The following is a 15,867-nucleotide window of genomic DNA, read 5'->3' as shown; positions in this document are numbered from 1 at the left end:
ACAATATTAATATCAACTTTTATTACGAAAGGAGAATTTATATGGCCGGACCCTTGGATTATTTACGCTGGCGTGGTGACTTAAGCTTTAAAGAAAAGCCATTTAATAGTGTTGATGCTTCACTGCTGTCATCTATTGCTTATTTGCCGGCCGATAGTTCTGCCACCAATCATACTCTAGGAGAAGTAGCGGAAAAATTGCGGAACTTGTCTTCTTTTCAACATCAAATGTATGCCGAGACTGCAACTGAAGTTATGTTGTTACCGGAAAGTCCTAGAATCGGCAACATCAAGATTCTAGATTGGACAGACAGACTGGAAAAAGAACCGCATCCCTTGCAATTTACTGCTGCCACCTTTCTTATTGACACAAAAACCATTGCTGTCGTCTTTCGCGGAACTGACGGCACTATGATTGGCTTAAATGAAGATATGGGTATGAATTACCTGCCTGAGATTTATGGTCAGGAAGTGGCAGCTAAATATTTAACAAAAATAGCACATAAATTTAGTGATCAACAAATTTACCTTTTAGGCCATTCAAAAGGAGGGAACTTTGCTCAATTTGCTTTATGTGCAGTTGAGCCTGAAATTCAAAAACGGGTAATCAAGGCGATTAGTTTCGACGGACCGGGCTTTTTCCATAAGGTATACACGAGTCCTGGTTTCATTTCTTCCATGTCTAAAATGAAAACCTACATTCCCCAGAATTCAATTTTTGGTGCAATGCTTGACCATCCGGAACAAACTCTGGTTGTCAAAAGTACCGTACCAATGCGCAATCAGCATGACCCTCGCCGCTGGTCAGTAGGTCGCGACAGTTTTACTCTAGCCGATGGTCTTTCTTCCAGTAGCCGCGTGATCAGACATGCTCTAATTAATTTCAATAATTCGATTCCCGATCAAGAAAGAAACGATGCCTTTTCTGATCTTTTCGAGGCTTTTGAAAATTATGACATTGATGAATTAAACCAACTAACTAGTAATAAAATAGTAGGAACCTACCGCTTTGGTCGTGCCTTTTTATCCCTTGAACCCCAAGAACGAAAGTTGTTAACTCAAGTGTTAAGCAATATCTGGAATTCCTACAAAAAGAATATGACTTTGCCCTTAATGGCCAGCAACTACGACCTTTATCCTAAAAGTAATGATTCTAATAAGGCCCCAGTGTTCTATGAATTTTATGATCCTGATCGGCCGAATCTAAAATTACCAGAGAGTATTCGCCGTAAATTGCGATAAATTGTTTCATGTGTAACCCAAAAAAGAGATTGAGCAAACCGTTGGTCTTCTCAATCTCCTTTTATTTATTAATTAAAAGAATTAATTCTTCATTTTATCCTTAACGTCATCGACTTTGTCTTTGACGTTTTCAGTAGCTTCTTGTGCCTTATCTTTAACGTCGCCAGCAGCTTGTTGAACTTTGCCTTTGACTTCTTTAGCTTTGCCAGCTACTTTATCTTTAAAACCTTTATCAGCCATCTTAATCGATCCTTTCCCAAAAAATTAGCGAAAAATTTCTATTCACACCTTAATAGTACAATTTTGTATAATTATTGTCATTAAAAACGCCTTATTTTTTGTTAAAAGATGTAGAAAAGCAAAAAGCCATAGCTTTTTACTATAAATCACCATGGCTTTTATTCTTTCTTATTCGTTAGGCTGATCATGACTATAATCGAGATTAGAAAAGCGATTATAAGGTTTAGAAAACATTAATTTTACTGTTCCCCTGCTACCTGAACGGTTCTTTTCAATAATAACCTCAACTTCGCCATTATCATCTTCAGCCGATACTTCCTTATTTTCCTCGCCTTCTTCTTCATCGCGATAATAATCATCACGGTAAAGAAAAGAGACAATGTCGGCATCTTGCTCAATTGAGCCGGATTCACGAATATCAGATAAGACAGGTCTCTTGTCCTGCCTTTGCTCAACTGACCGCGACAATTGCGACAAAGCAATAACAGGTACATGAAGCTCCTTGGCTAATTTCTTCAATTGCCGTGAAATAGCTGAAACCTCCTGCTGGCGTGATTCACTGTGCGGACCTTCAATTAACTGCAGGTAATCAATTACAATTAGGCCTAAATTGCCTTTCTCTTTAGCCAAACGGCGAGACTGTGCCCTAATCTGACTCATCTTAATTCCCGGTGTGTCATCGATATAAATATTGGCCGTTGCCAATGATCCGGATGCAGTGACTAATTTAGGCCACTCGTCTTCATCCAGTTGACCAGTACGCAAGTGTTGCGAATTGATTAAACCTTCAGAAGCAAGCATTCTCTGGACTAGTTGCTCCCCACTCATTTCCAAGGAAAACATTGCGACAGTTTTATCGGTATGCAAGCCGACATACTGGGCAACATTAAGCGCAAAGGAAGTCTTTCCTACTCCGGGACGTGCCGCCACAATTATTAGTTCATCATCATGAAAACCGGTGGTCATCTTATCGAGTTCCACAAACCCGGTTGGCAGACCCGTAACCATATTGCCATCTTCAGGAATGTTGTTAATTTCATCAATAGTAGAGTTAACGATATCCTTGATATTACGAAAACCATTGGCATTATTTTCCGATGAGACATTCATAATCTCACTTTCGGCATTATCTAAAATGTCGGTGACATCATCGGAATCCTGCATTGCATTCGTAATAATTTTTTGACTGGCAGAAATCAGCCGCCGCAATAAAGCTTTACGGTGAACAATTTTAGCATAATAAGTAACGTGAGCAGCCGTCGGCGTGGCCATAGCCAGTTCAGAAACATAAGCTATACCACCAATATCATCAAGCTGATTTTTCTTAGTCAGTTCATCCTGCAGCGTTAACGGATCAATTGCATCCTCACGGTCAGATAAATCAAGCATAGCCTGGAAAACCAACTGATTTGCTCTTTTATAAAAATCTTCTGGCTGAACCTCTGCACTGGCATCAGCTATTGCAGCAGGATCAATAAAAATTGCACCTAGAACGGCTTTTTCCGCTTCATCATCATGTGGTATCTGCTGTGAGACAATATTATCCATTACTTACGCCCACTTTTTTCAGAATTCAACTACAGTTTAATCCTGTTCGGTAACATGAACGCGAATTTTACCTTCTACGCCCTTAAATAACTTAACTGGTACATTTGTGTATCCTAAGGATTTAATTGGTTCAGGCAGGTTTAATTTGCGCTTATCTATCTTAATACCAAACTGTTTTTCTAAGCCTTCAACGATCTTTTTACCAGAAATTGAACCAAACAGTCTGGAATCTGAACCGGCTTTAGACTTGAAGTTAACTACTGTTTCATCCTTTTCCAGTTCAGACTTAATCTTTTCTGCTTCAGCCTTTTCAGTTTCATATGCCGCCTTTTCGTTAGCAGCCACTCTTGCCAAAGTATGCATATTTGCTTTAGTTGCAGCTTTGGCTAGACCTCTCTTAAATAAAAAGTTTTGGGCATAACCATCAGGAACGTTTTTAACTTCACCGCGTTTGCCACGGCCTTTAACATCTTTAGTAAAAATAACTTTCATTGTGCTCTCCTTTTATTCATTTTCTTGTTCATAAGTATCCACTGCATCCATCAATTTAGCAAGTGCTTCCTTAACAGATATCCCTTTAATTTGGGTAGCCGCATTAGACAAATGGCCGCCGCCGCCAAGTTTTTCCATAATAAGCTGAACGTTGATATCACCCATTGAACGAGCAGATATACCAATTGTATCCTTATTCCGTCTGGTAATTGCAAAACTGGCTTCGACATTTTCTAAATCAAGCGCCGTATCTGCAGCTTGGGCAGTAATAATAGGGTCAATTTCCTTATCATCGGGTCCACATAAGACCGCCATTTTAGGCTTGATCATCTTCAAGCTGCTGACCAGCCGGGTGCGCTGCAAGAAACTAGCAATATCTTCTTTTAGCAACTCGCTGACACCCATTGTACTTGCACCAATTGACCGCAAGTAACTGGCAGCATCAAATGTCCGAGTACCAGTACGCAGCGAAAATTCTTTGGAATCAACTGTAATTCCCGCTAGCATTGCTGTAGCGTCAAGGTCGGTTAAAACCCGCTTACCTGAACTTGGCTGTTGGTACTCTACCATTTCAGTTACCAATTCACAGGCAGATGAGGCATAAGGTTCAACGTACGTCAGCATCGGGTTTTCAGGGAATTCTTCACCGCGACGGTGATGATCGATGACAATAATTCTATTTCTTAATTGCTCATATAATTCTTTGGAATAAGTAATAGAATATTTTGAATGGTCAACCATAACCAACATAGACTTGTCAGTCAATGCTTCTAACGCATCCCCAGGTGCGATAAAAATATCATTATCTCCCTTTAGTTTTTCCATTTTAGCAACTAAGCGGCTGACATCATAATTGGTCTTATTGACATCTAAGACAAAATTTGCCTTTACATGATGCAAACGGGCAATTTTAACAACGCCAATACCGCTACCGACCGAATCCATGTCAGGGCTGGCATGACCAACTACAAAAACGCGGTCTGCTTCTTTGAACAGCTCACTAATCGCCTGTGAAACCATCCTTGCTCTAACTCTGGTTCTCTTTTCCATCGGATTCGATTTACCACCATAGAAACGAGCTGCTTTACCGGGTTGACTAAGAACAACTTGGTCCCCGCCTCTGCCTAACGCCAAGTCAAGGTTAGACTGCGCTTGGTCAGCTAATTCAGTAATTAAGCTGCTGCCAAAAGCAATTCCAATTGACAAAGTTAACGGTGTATTGTTACGACTTGTTTCTAAACGCATTTTATCCAAAACAGAAAACTTATCTTTTTCCATTTTAGCTAAATCTTGCATATGGAGTAATAATAAAAAGTGATCTTCATCAATGCGTTTAAGGTAAGCGTTAAAGTTTTTAGCATAATCACTCAGAGTATTCTGGACATATGCACTAGTAGCAGTCAATTCCTGGTCATGCATGGTTTCACTCAACTCATCGTAATTATCAATAAAAATCTGTCCAATAGCTAATAATTCGTTTTTATATCGTTTTTCTATTTTGGCGTAACGCGTAATATCCAGTAAATAAACCACGCCCAGGTTGTCTTGGATAACCATCTCAAATTGATGACCATCCCAATTAACTACATGGTTTTCAGCAGTTTTAGCCTTTAAGGATTCATTAATTAACTTATCCAGTTCAGGATCAACGGACGCAATTGTATGTCCAATCAGGTCTTCATTTTTTAAATAAAGCTGCAGGTACGGATTGGCCCATTGAATTTGATGATCCTTATCGTAAAGTAAAATGCCCAGGGGCATCTTAATCATTGCTTCTTGCTCGCTACGCTTAATCCGATAAGATAAACTAACAGCAAAATTGTTTGCATTACCAGCTAAGATATATGCACCATAACCGACGCATGCCACAGTTAAAATAAAGATCAAGACCATAGCCAAGCCAAATAATGGGTTCATGATCATCGCAACGATGCTGCCCAAAAGCGATAGCGCTAAGATAATAATGACTGAAGCCGTCAGCCTAGAATCTTTAATAAAAGCAGGAAATTCAAGCTTACGTAAAAAATCTTTCATGTAAGGTCCTTCCTAAAATAATGTATAATACATCATTATTATTATACATTGTATTCACTAGATAAGAAACTCCACAAGGTTCAGGTTTGAACTATCATTACTTTTTTGGTTCTTTTTACTCTCTTTAACTGTCAAAATTTAACCAGTCACTTTTATTCTTGCTTAGATAATTTATGCATAATAAAAAACCTCAAAATTATCGTAATTTCAAGGTTCTTATCAATAATTCTGCTCAGTGCTTTTCAAGCATTAGCAGAGTTTTTATTTATTAGTCTTCAGTAACAAATGGCAACAAGCCCATAATGCGAGCTCTTTCAATTGCCTTAGCTACCTTACGTTGATTCTTAGCGCTGGTGCCAGTGACACGACGTGGTAAGATTTTACCTCTCTCAGAGATAAAACGTTTCAACAAATCAACGTCCTTATAGTCAACGTAATCAATATGGTTGGCAGCAATGTAGTCAACCTTACGACGACGATGAGCGCCGCCGCTTCTTCTTTGTTGAGCCATATCCTAGGTCCTTTCTGTTAATTTAGAATGGTAAATCATCATCAGAAATATCAATGGTATCGCCTGAACCTGCAAATGGATCTTGAGTATTATCCGGACCATTATTAGCAGTGTTATTCTGATTTGAAGCCCCCATATTAGGAGTATTATTGGTATTCTGATTACCAAAATTGCCATTGTTATTTGGTGTGTAACCACCATTTTGACCACGGGCTTCACGATCTTTACGTGATTCAAGCAATGCAAAGTTGTCAACGACAACTTCTGTTACATATACTCTTTGCCCGTCTTTATTATCGTAACTTCTGGTTTGAATTCGGCCATCTATACCAACAAGTGAGCCTTTAGACGTAAAATTACAGAAATTTTCTGCAGATTTGCGCCAAATGACACAACTGATAAAATCTGCACCTCTCTCGCCTTGAGCGTTTGTATATTGACGATCTACAGCAAGAGTAAACGTAGCAACCGAGATTCCACTCCCAGTAGTACGTAATTCAGGATCACGTGTTAAACGGCCAACAAGTACAACTCGATTAATCATACTTTAGGTCCTCCCTTTCCTAAATCACGAAAACGATAACGTTTTTGTTCTTAATTATCCAACTTTGACGGTCATTGAACGTAGAACGGCAGTATCAATCTTGGACAAACGGTCAAATTCGTTAACTGCATCAGCGTTATCAGCAGTGAAAGTCATAACGTGATATAAACCCTCACGATATTTATTAATTTCATATGCGAAATGACGCTTTTCCCAGTCTTTTGACTCAACCATCGTACCACCGTTATCGGTAATAACCTTATCATAGCTTTCAACCAATGCTTTCTTTGATTCTTCATCAATATCAGGCTTGATAATATAAGTTATTTCATACTTAGTAGTTGTCATACTAGTGCACCTCCTTCTGGACTAAATGGTTCTTGCTAAAAATCAAGAACAAGGAGTAATGAAGTTTATTACTCGCAATCTCTAATTCTAGCACATAAACAAAAAATTACCAAACTATCTTTACGTGATCCAATAAGAAATTTTCATTCCTTACTTAATATATACGTAAAATAATCTGATAATTTTTAAATATTTTTGTTTCTTAATTAGTCTTGCTCTTCTGCATTTTCAGTAGAAGCAGCTACTTCCTGGTCCTCTTCAGCCGGAACAATTGCCAGACTGGCAACTTTATTGTTGTCATTAATCTTGATCAAGCGCACGCCGAGAGTGCTGCGCCCAGTTTGAGAAACATCCTTTGTCTTAAAGCGGATCATGATACCATCATCTGTGATAACCATGATATCCTGACTGCCATCGATCACAGTCACGCCTGAAAGTGGACCATTTTTCTTGGTAATGTTTGCGGTTTTAATCCCTTTACCGCCGCGGCCCTTTGTCGGATATTCAGCAGCTGCTGTTCTCTTACCGTAGCCCTTTTCGGAAATCACTAAGACTTCATCATTATTTTTAACGACACCAGAACCAACAACATAGTCATTTTCACGTAAATTAATTCCCCGAACACCGGCAGCTGTCCGTCCCATTGACCGAACAGTTTGCTCATTAAAGCGCACAGCATAACCTAAGTGGGTACCGATCAGGATATCTTGCTTGCCGTCTGTAGCCAAGACATTATTCAGCTCATCACCATCGCGCAGGGTTAATGCGATTAAGCCACTGTTGCGGATATTGCCAAATTCACTGACATGAGTACGTTTAACGGTCCCCATTTTCGTAATGAAGAATAAGTACTGGTCATCCGCATCTTCAGGAATATTAACGATAGTCTGAATCTTCTCGCCTTTTTCCAGTTGCAGTAAGTTGACTATTGGGAGACCCTTAGCAGTACGACCAAATTCTGGAATTTCATAGGCTTTCTTTGAATAAACCTTGCCCTTGTTGGTAAAGAACAGCAACATATCATGAGTACTTGAATAAATCAGGTTGGCAATAAAGTCGCCTTCTTTAACGCCCATGCCTTTGATACCTTTACCACCACGATTTTGAGTCTTAAATTCGGTAATAGGCATCCTCTTAATGTAGCCGCTGTGAGTTAATGTCAGTAAAACGTCTTGCTTTTCAATTAAATCTTCATCTTCAATTGAGACAACTTCGCTAGCGCCAATCTTAGTCCGGCGAGCATCGCCAAAACGTTTTTGAATATCCAGCAGCTCATTATAGATTATTTCATTAATGCGCTCTGGTTTTGCCAAAATGTCTTTATAATCAGCAATCTTGGCTTGTAACTCTTTATATTCGGCTTCAACTTTGTCACGCTCAAGACCGGTTAACCGTACCAGCCGCATGTCTAAGATCGCTTGTGATTGCTTATCATCAAGACCAAAACGACTGATTAAAGCAGCCTTAGCAATATCGCTTGATTGACTCTGACGAATGATATGGACAATCTCATCAATGTGGTCAAGGGCGATTTGCAGACCTTCAAGAATGTGTGCTCTAGCTTCGGCTTTGGCTAATTCAAATTTAGTTCTACGGGTAACAACATCTTCTTGGTGTTCCAAGTAATATTGCAGCATCTGCTTGAGACTGAGAAAATGCGGTGCGCCATCAACAATTGCCACCATATTCATACCAAAGTTGGCCTGCATCTGCGTCAATTTAAATAAATTATTTAACACAACACTGGCACTAGCATCACGGCGAATATCAATTGTGACTCTCATCCCTGTTTGATCGGATTCATCACGCACACCAGTAATACCATCAATAGTCTTAGCACGTGCCAAGTCTGCAATTTTCTTAACCAGCTCAGCTTTATTAACCAAGTATGGCAACTCAGTAACGACTATTCTTTCACGACCGCTTTTTTCGGTTTCAATATTAGTATTAGCGCGAACAACAATATTGCCGCGCCCAGTTTCATAGGCCCGATAAATGCCACCGCGACCCATGATAGTACCACCTGTAGGAAAATCTGGACCCGGAATTGCCTTCATCAATTCTTTAGTAGTGACATCAGGGTTGTTCATCAACATGTGCAGACCCTTAATCACCTCTGACAAGTTATGAGGCGGTATGTTGGTCGTCATACCAACGGCAATACCACTTGTACCATTAACTAATAAGTTAGGTATTCTGGCAGGCAATACTACTGGCTCATTTTCAGAATCATCGTAATTACGCTGCCAATCAACAGTATTTTTATTGATATCGCGCAACATTTCGACGGCAATTTTGCTCATGCGCGCCTCAGTATAACGCATTGCGGCCGGCTCATCGCCATCAACTGAACCAAAATTACCGTGGCCGTCAACTAACATATAGCGGTAACTGAAATCTTGTGCCATATGGGCCATCGCCAAATAAATTGAGGAATCACCGTGAGGGTGGAACTTACCCATAACTTCCCCCACGATTCTGGCTGACTTTTTATATGGTTTATCTGGTGTAACACCTAGTTCACTCATGCCATAAAGAATCCGGCGCTGAACCGGCTTCAAGCCATCGCGCACATCGGGTAAAGCCCGCGCCACGATAACAGACATGGCATAATCTAAGAATGAACTATTCATTACGCTGGTCAGATCAACGTTTCTTATTCTATGATCCTGACCTTGATTGTCGTTATCCATTTAAACCTCCTATGCATCCAAATTTTCAACGTATTTAGCGTTAGTCTCGATAAAATTACGCCGCGGACCTACTTCATTTCCCATCAGTAATTCAAAGACTTCATCGGCATTTTTAGCGTATTCCGGACTGACACGGTCGAGTCTCCTATTTTCAGGATTCATGGTTGTATCCCATAATTGTTCTGGGTCCATTTCGCCCAGTCCCTTATAGCGCTGTACCAAAGGTTTAGGACTTGGCTGCAGACTACCTAAATAGTCATGCAATTCTTCGTCAGTATCTAAGTATCTGACCACTTTTCCCTGGCGTACTTGGTATAGAGGTGGACGTGCAATATAAACGTAGCCTTTTTCAATCATCGGACGCATGTAATTGTAAAAGAGGGTTAAAAGCAGTGTCCGAATGTGGGCGCCATCAACATCGGCATCAGTCATAATAATTAATTTATGATAGCGGGCCTTGGAAACATCAAAGTCAGCACCAAAGCCGGTTCCCAAAGCCGTAAAAAGTGAACGAATTTCTTGATTAGCCAAAATGCGGTCCATTGAAGCTTTTTCAACGTTCAAAATCTTACCACGAATTGGCAAAATAGCTTGAGTCAGCCTTGAGCGTCCCTGCTTGGCAGAGCCGCCCGCAGAATTACCCTCAACTATAAACAATTCGGAAATACTAGGGTCATTACTGGTGTTGTCAGCTAATTTACCCGGCAAGTTAGCAATTTCGAGTCCTGATTTCTTTCGAGTTACCTCACGCGCACGTTTAGCAGCTGTCCGAGCACGTTCAGCTAACTGAGCCTTTTCAACAATTTTCCGACCAACTTGCGGATTTTCCATTAAGAAGCGATTGAAAGTTTCAGAAAAAGCACGATCTACAGCTGTCCGAGCATCAGAGTTGCCTAATTTAGTCTTAGTCTGACCTTCAAATTGCGGGTTAGGGTGCTTTACTGATACGACAGCTGTCATCCCTTCCCGAATATCTTCTCCTGAAAGATTGTCATCACTATCTTTTAACAGCTTAGTTTTATGAGCATAATCATTAACTACCCGTGTTAAGGCTGTCTTAAAGCCAGCTTCGTGCATTCCACCTTCATAAGTATGAATATTATTGGCAAAAGTCATTAATGTTGTTTTATAGCCTTTTGTATATTGCAAAGATACTTCAACGTTAATATCGTTGTCATTACCTTCTACATAGATCGGCTCATCAAATAATACTTCTGTATCACGATTTAAGAACGAAACATATTCCTGAATACCACCTTCATAGTGATAAACGTCGGTTTCCGCGCTGTCTTTGCGCTTATCGGTAAATGTTAATTTCAAGCCCTTATTTAAAAAGGCAAGTTCACGGATACGATTTTTGAGGATCTTGTCATCAAAAGAAGTGGTTTCAGTAAAGATATCTGGATCTGGGAAAAAGTGCACTATGGTACCATGTTCAGATAAAGGCACAGTCCCCGTTACTTTCATTTCATCAACTACGCGACCACGACTAAAGTCAATAAAGTACTTTTTACCATCACGCATTGTTGTAACATCTAGCTTAGTTGATAAAGCATTCACGACAGAAGCACCCACTCCGTGCAAACCGCCTGAAACCTTATAGCCGCCACCACCAAATTTACCACCGGCGTGTAAGACAGTAAAAACAGTTTCAAGAGCTGGTCGACCCGTCTTTTTTTCAATATCGACCGGAATACCACGACCATCGTCTTGAACAGTTACACTGCCATCTTCATTAACTGTGACTTCAATCTTGCTGGCAAAACCGGCTAAGCTTTCGTCAATACCATTATCAATTATTTCCCACACTAAGTGGTGCAAACCCTGAGAGCTGGTAGAGCCAATATACATTCCTGGACGCTTACGAACTGCTTCAAGTCCGCCTAAGACCTGAATCTGACTGGCATTATATTTATCGGCTTCTTTTTCATATTGCTTAATTTGCTTAAGATTTTCTTTGTTACTATCTGCCATGCAATTTCCCCTCTTCTAAATAAATTTGTCCAGATTTAATGCGGTATATTTTCGGCTTCTTAATTATTTCCCAGGAAATACCCTCAAGATCTGTCGTCGTAATAAATGTTTGTGTTTTACCGTGAATGTAATTGAGTAAGGCACTTTGGCGGTTATGGTCAAGCTCACTCATGACATCATCTAGTAATAATAACGGATATTCATCAGTTAACTGGTGCACAAGCTGAATCTCAGCCAGTTTAATACTAAGCGCGATTGTCCTCTGCTGTCCTTGAGAGCCATATAAATGAGCGTTTTTACCATCAAGTTCAAACTCAATGTCATCCCTGTGAGGACCGCTTAAGGTCGTGCCTTTGAGAATTTCAATTCTTTGATTTTTTTGAAAATTGTCTAACACTTTATGATAAACTTCTTCGACGCTATCTCTTGCAGTTATTTCTTTTACCGATGGCCGATAAGTTACTTCCAGCTTTTCAGCGCTGGTACTGATGTGAGCGTAAGCATCTTGAGCATATTGATCTAAATAATTTAAAAATTGAAAGCGGCGGACTATTACTTCTGCCGCAACACCGGCTAGTTGATCCGACAAAACTTCCAAAAACATGGTGTCATGCGCTTCACCCTTGGCCAATTGTTTCAAATAATTATTCTTTTGCTGCAATACCTGCTTATACTTGCCTGCAAAATAAAGGTATTCGGCACTAATTTGACCAAACTCCTGATCCATGAATCTCCGCCTTAAGTTGGGTGCCCCTTTAATCAGGTCTAAATCTTCCGGCGAAAATAAAATAGCGTTTAATTGTCCCACATATTTGGATAATTTCGCTTGTTCAACCCGATTAACCCAAACTTTCTTACCTTTAGTGGTAATTAAAACCCGCAAAGATAGATCAATTTGACTTTTATAAATGTGACCAGAAACATTGGCATAGTCTTTACCAAAAGCGATTAGTTCTTTATCATTACTGGTTCTATGAGAACGAGTTAGGGCCAAAAAATAAATCGCTTCAAGTAAATTAGTTTTGCCTTGCGCGTTCTGACCTATAAAAATATTGACATTGGGATCAAAGTCAACCTCAAATTGCTGCAAATTGCGGTAATTTTGTGCAATAAAGTGTTTGAGATACATCCACAGCTACCGCAATTCATAAGTTTCGTCAGCAATTTCTAGCGTATCGCCAGGGCGTAATTTTTTACCACGCCGATTTTCTTTGATCCCATTCAGTAAAACTGGATTTTCTTGCAGATACCATTTAGCCTGTCCACCTGAAGAAACAATACTTTCTTCTTTTAAAAACTGACCCAGAGTAATATATTCGCTTGTTACTTTAAATTCTTTGATCTTAACCACCTTCACACCATTAACTACCTATAATAAGTATATTCGTTTCACAAGTAAAAAACAACTAAAAGCCCATATAGAGCCATATAAACGGATTTTTTCAAAACAAACATTTCATAGTGAATGACACTAAAAATAAACCAGCATGCTTTTTTGTTCGATTATAAAAATTTGGTCAGAAAAAAAGCCATCAGTTGATGACTTTTTCTTTTTATTAAGAATGAAAGCTTAGAAAGTTCTCACCGGTGTAATTAGCTGGACAAAATCAATGTCGGTTTTATCTGGATTGACAGTAAATGGCCGCAATGGTTGCGTGAAATCCATAATGACGGAATCAGTCACCGAAGCCTTTAATGCATCACGCAAATAATCAGGATTGAAGGAAATCTTTAAATTCTCACCTTCAAGTTTCTTAAAATTAACATCTTCTTCAACATTCCCAATTTCTGCTGATTCACCAGATAATTTGGCACTTTGTTTTTTAGTATCCAGTGTCAAATCTACTACGTTATTGCGTCCTGCATGTGTTAGTAAACTTGCCCGATCAAGCGCACTTGAAAGCTCCATTAAGTCAAATTCTACAGTTGTTGTGCTGTCAGTGGGTATCAAGCGTTCAGTGTCAGGATAGCTGCCTTCAAGTAAACGTGAATAAAACAGAATGTTGCCAATTTCAAAGAGTACCTGATTTTCACCCGGACAAACTTTAATCTCCGGATCCGTTTCTCCGATAATACGTGCAAGTTCCAGTAAACTCTTTCCCGGAATGATTAAGTCTGTTTTTGTTTGTGGTCCATTTTCTAAAGTCAACGCACGACTGGACAGTCTATGTGAATCTGTGGCTACCGCATGAATTTTATCAGGACTAAAGGTGAAGTGGACACCAGTCAGAACTAAGCGACTTTCTTGAGTTGCAACCGCAAATTGGGTTTCATTGATAATTTCTCGAAAAGTTTTTCCCGAAATAATAAAAGAGGACTCGTCTGGAATTTCCGGTAATCTTGGGTAGTTATTAGCATCTAAGCCGTTAATAGTGAACTCACTGTTTTCAGAAATAATTTGTGTTTGGAAACTTTCTTTAACTTCCAAAGAAAATTCCTTTCCTGGTAAGCGTCTGATAATCTCGCTAAAAAATCTTGCCGGTAAAACGACTGATCCGGTTGAATCGACGGTCAAATCTTCACTAACCGGTATTTTGATTTCAATTGAAATATCAGTATCACTTCCAGTGAGAAGTAATTCCGTTTCCGTTAAGTTAAGCTTAATTCCGCTAAGAATTGGTATAGTTGCTCTAGATGAAATGGCGTGCATTACATTGTTTAAATTATCTAAAAAAAGATTCCTGTTAACTGTAAATTTCATTTGGTGCCTCCTGTTATTTTGTCTGTTTTCTTTATATTAATTATATATTTAATTAGTAGTATTAGTAGGTCCTGTGATTTCTGTTGAAAAGACACATTAGCCTTAAAATAACGTAATTATTGCGGTTAAAAAGATGTGTACAAGTCCGTTATTTATCCACAGTTGATAACTTTTTAGCGGTCAAGCATTTGTTTTAAATCAAAAACAGCAGTTTTGATGTCAGAATTGGTCTTAATTTCACGACTAATCTTTTCGTAAGCATGCATCACAGTTGTGTGATCCTTACCGCCAAACTCCTGTCCAATTTTAGGAAGGCTGGAGTCAGTTAATTCACGGGATAAATACATAGCAATTTGTCTTGGAACGACAATCTGTCTAACCCGCTTTTTTCCTTTTAATTCATAAGTTGAAGTTTGGAAATAATTGGCAACGACTTCTTGAATTTTAGAAATTTGCAGACCTTGGTTTTTTTGGACTAATTTGAGATCAGCCAATGCTTCACGAGCCAGATTGACATTGATATCCTCGTGCTCAATTGTTGCATGTGCCTGTACTTTCACCAAAGCTCCTTCTAGTTCACGAATATTAGTGTCAACTTGAGAAGCAATATAATCGAGTGTATTATCATCAATTATTAAATTTTCGGCTTCGGCTTTTTTACGTAAGATTGCAATCCGTGTTTCCAGATCCGGTGGGGTAATTTCTACTTGCAGACCCCAAGTGAATCGTGATACCAGTCGCTCTGACAAATCAGGAATTTCGGTAGGCAGCCGGTCACTTGTCATGACTATTTGTTTCTGATCATTATAAAGGGTCTCAAAAGTATGGAAGAACTCCTCTTGAATACCTTCTTTTTTAGCAAAAAATTGAATATCATCAACTAGTAATAAGTCGCAGGTGCGATATTTAGCGCGAAATTGATCTTGCGTTTTGTTTTTGATTGAATTTATAAAATCATTAACGAAAGTTTCACTTTGGATGTAGACAACCTTGGCATTAGGCCGTTCTGCCAACATTTGATGGCCGATAGCCTGCATCAAGTGTGTTTTACCTAAACCTACACCGCCAAAAATAAAAAGAGGGTTGTAAAAACTACCTGGACTGTCAGCCACTGCCAATGCTGCACCGGCTGCCAGTTTATTGCCTTCGCCTTGAACAAAATTATCAAAAGTATATTTTTCATTAAGCTTAAGATTACGGACAAAGGCATTTTCAATTTGCGGCCGTGAATTTGCGGACATTGCCTCACTTTTTGGTTTAGGAGTTACAATGCGCTCAGTACTTTGATCGCCCTCAATTTGAAAGACAGGCATAACCTCAATATTAGCGTAGCCATATGCAGATTGAATTAATTGTGAAGCTAAATTCTTTTCCCAATATCCTTTGGTTACAGGATTTTGTACGGCAATTTTTAATTCGTGAGTTTCTTTATTGTAAGAAACTGGTCTGGTATTTTTAAACCAGGCATTATATGCAACTTCATTAAAATGTTCACGCATTTCTGTATTAAAATGCTGCCAAAATTTATTAATGTCAAACAA

14 protein-coding genes are annotated in these 15,867 nt (G+C 39.2%); 1 reads left to right on the top strand and 13 read right to left on the bottom strand.

Annotated features, from left to right (window positions below):
* Window positions 1-41: 41 nt before the first annotated feature.
* The gene (locus F5ESL0260_RS00070) at window positions 42-1,241 is read left to right on the top strand and encodes a DUF2974 domain-containing protein (RefSeq protein ID WP_122025403.1); all 1,200 of its coding nucleotides are present in this window, start codon (window positions 42-44) and stop codon (window positions 1,239-1,241) included.
* 81 nt (window positions 1,242-1,322) lie between these two features.
* On the opposite strand, the gene F5ESL0260_RS00065 is transcribed toward F5ESL0260_RS00070, so the two are convergent.
* The 13 genes from F5ESL0260_RS00065 to dnaA form a co-directional block, all read right to left on the bottom strand.
* Complete coding sequence (locus tag F5ESL0260_RS00065) at window positions 1,323-1,481, bottom strand: CsbD family protein (RefSeq protein WP_110445323.1); 159 nt, start codon at window positions 1,479-1,481, stop codon at window positions 1,323-1,325.
* A gap of 168 nt (window positions 1,482-1,649) precedes the next feature.
* Complete coding sequence (gene dnaB / locus F5ESL0260_RS00060) at window positions 1,650-3,029, bottom strand: replicative DNA helicase (protein ID WP_046323983.1); 1,380 nt, start codon at window positions 3,027-3,029, stop codon at window positions 1,650-1,652.
* Between the two features lie 36 nt (window positions 3,030-3,065).
* The gene (rplI, locus tag F5ESL0260_RS00055; RefSeq protein ID WP_122025402.1) at window positions 3,066-3,521 is read right to left on the bottom strand and encodes a 50S ribosomal protein L9; all 456 of its coding nucleotides are present in this window, start codon (window positions 3,519-3,521) and stop codon (window positions 3,066-3,068) included.
* 12 nt (window positions 3,522-3,533) lie between these two features.
* Window positions 3,534-5,555, bottom strand: coding sequence for a DHH family phosphoesterase (locus tag F5ESL0260_RS00050; RefSeq protein WP_122025401.1), 2,022 nt, complete (start codon window positions 5,553-5,555; stop codon window positions 3,534-3,536).
* Between the two features lie 268 nt (window positions 5,556-5,823).
* Window positions 5,824-6,066, bottom strand: coding sequence for a 30S ribosomal protein S18 (gene rpsR / locus F5ESL0260_RS00045; protein WP_034978630.1), 243 nt, complete (start codon window positions 6,064-6,066; stop codon window positions 5,824-5,826).
* 22 nt (window positions 6,067-6,088) lie between these two features.
* The gene (ssb, locus tag F5ESL0260_RS00040) at window positions 6,089-6,610 is read right to left on the bottom strand and encodes a single-stranded DNA-binding protein (protein WP_046323980.1); all 522 of its coding nucleotides are present in this window, start codon (window positions 6,608-6,610) and stop codon (window positions 6,089-6,091) included.
* A gap of 54 nt (window positions 6,611-6,664) precedes the next feature.
* Window positions 6,665-6,958, bottom strand: coding sequence for a 30S ribosomal protein S6 (gene rpsF / locus F5ESL0260_RS00035; protein WP_046323979.1), 294 nt, complete (start codon window positions 6,956-6,958; stop codon window positions 6,665-6,667).
* Between the two features lie 206 nt (window positions 6,959-7,164).
* Window positions 7,165-9,651, bottom strand: coding sequence for a DNA gyrase subunit A (gene gyrA / locus F5ESL0260_RS00030; protein WP_122025400.1), 2,487 nt, complete (start codon window positions 9,649-9,651; stop codon window positions 7,165-7,167).
* 9 nt (window positions 9,652-9,660) lie between these two features.
* Complete coding sequence (gyrB, locus tag F5ESL0260_RS00025) at window positions 9,661-11,625, bottom strand: DNA topoisomerase (ATP-hydrolyzing) subunit B (RefSeq protein ID WP_122025399.1); 1,965 nt, start codon at window positions 11,623-11,625, stop codon at window positions 9,661-9,663.
* Window positions 11,615-12,754, bottom strand: a complete 1,140-nt coding sequence (recF, locus tag F5ESL0260_RS00020) for a DNA replication/repair protein RecF (RefSeq protein ID WP_110445321.1) — start codon at window positions 12,752-12,754, stop codon at window positions 11,615-11,617. Before recF ends, gyrB begins: the two co-directional genes overlap by 11 nt.
* Before the next feature lie 6 nt (window positions 12,755-12,760).
* The gene (gene yaaA / locus F5ESL0260_RS00015) at window positions 12,761-12,982 is read right to left on the bottom strand and encodes a S4 domain-containing protein YaaA (RefSeq protein ID WP_122025398.1); all 222 of its coding nucleotides are present in this window, start codon (window positions 12,980-12,982) and stop codon (window positions 12,761-12,763) included.
* A 213-nt stretch (window positions 12,983-13,195) separates the two neighbouring features.
* A complete protein-coding gene (gene dnaN / locus F5ESL0260_RS00010) occupies window positions 13,196-14,326 on the bottom strand; it encodes a DNA polymerase III subunit beta (protein ID WP_122025397.1) in 1,131 nt (376 codons plus the stop codon).
* Between the two features lie 173 nt (window positions 14,327-14,499).
* Window positions 14,500-15,867 (bottom strand): chromosomal replication initiator protein DnaA (gene dnaA / locus F5ESL0260_RS00005; RefSeq protein ID WP_233557686.1); only part of this gene is annotated, 1,368 nt, incomplete at its 5' end.

It is taken from the genome of Lactobacillus sp. ESL0260 (assembly GCF_003692935.1).
GTDB classification, from domain to species: Bacteria; Bacillota; Bacilli; order Lactobacillales; family Lactobacillaceae; genus Lactobacillus; species Lactobacillus melliventris.
The sequence above is the reverse complement of the archived record's forward strand: the minus strand, read 5'-3'. Positions and strand labels throughout refer to the sequence as shown.

What these genes read in the sequence shown, in the direction of transcription:
- F5ESL0260_RS00070 (WP_122025403.1), top strand. Translation starts at nt 42, where the DNA reads ATGGCCGGACCCTTGGATTATTTACGCTGGCGTGGTGACTTAAGCTTT.
- dnaN (WP_122025397.1), bottom strand. Translation starts at nt 14,326, where the DNA reads ATGAAATTTACAGTTAACAGGAATCTTTTTTTAGATAATTTAAACAAT.
- recF (WP_110445321.1), bottom strand. Translation starts at nt 12,754, where the DNA reads ATGTATCTCAAACACTTTATTGCACAAAATTACCGCAATTTGCAGCAA.
- F5ESL0260_RS00050 (WP_122025401.1), bottom strand. Translation starts at nt 5,555, where the DNA reads ATGAAAGATTTTTTACGTAAGCTTGAATTTCCTGCTTTTATTAAAGAT.
- gyrA (WP_122025400.1), bottom strand. Translation starts at nt 9,651, where the DNA reads ATGGATAACGACAATCAAGGTCAGGATCATAGAATAAGAAACGTTGAT.
- rpsR (WP_034978630.1), bottom strand. Translation starts at nt 6,066, where the DNA reads ATGGCTCAACAAAGAAGAAGCGGCGGCGCTCATCGTCGTCGTAAGGTT.
- F5ESL0260_RS00065 (WP_110445323.1), bottom strand. Translation starts at nt 1,481, where the DNA reads ATGGCTGATAAAGGTTTTAAAGATAAAGTAGCTGGCAAAGCTAAAGAA.
- gyrB (WP_122025399.1), bottom strand. Translation starts at nt 11,625, where the DNA reads ATGGCAGATAGTAACAAAGAAAATCTTAAGCAAATTAAGCAATATGAA.
- rplI (WP_122025402.1), bottom strand. Translation starts at nt 3,521, where the DNA reads ATGAAAGTTATTTTTACTAAAGATGTTAAAGGCCGTGGCAAACGCGGT.
- dnaB (WP_046323983.1), bottom strand. Translation starts at nt 3,029, where the DNA reads ATGGATAATATTGTCTCACAGCAGATACCACATGATGATGAAGCGGAA.
- rpsF (WP_046323979.1), bottom strand. Translation starts at nt 6,958, where the DNA reads ATGACAACTACTAAGTATGAAATAACTTATATTATCAAGCCTGATATT.
- ssb (WP_046323980.1), bottom strand. Translation starts at nt 6,610, where the DNA reads ATGATTAATCGAGTTGTACTTGTTGGCCGTTTAACACGTGATCCTGAA.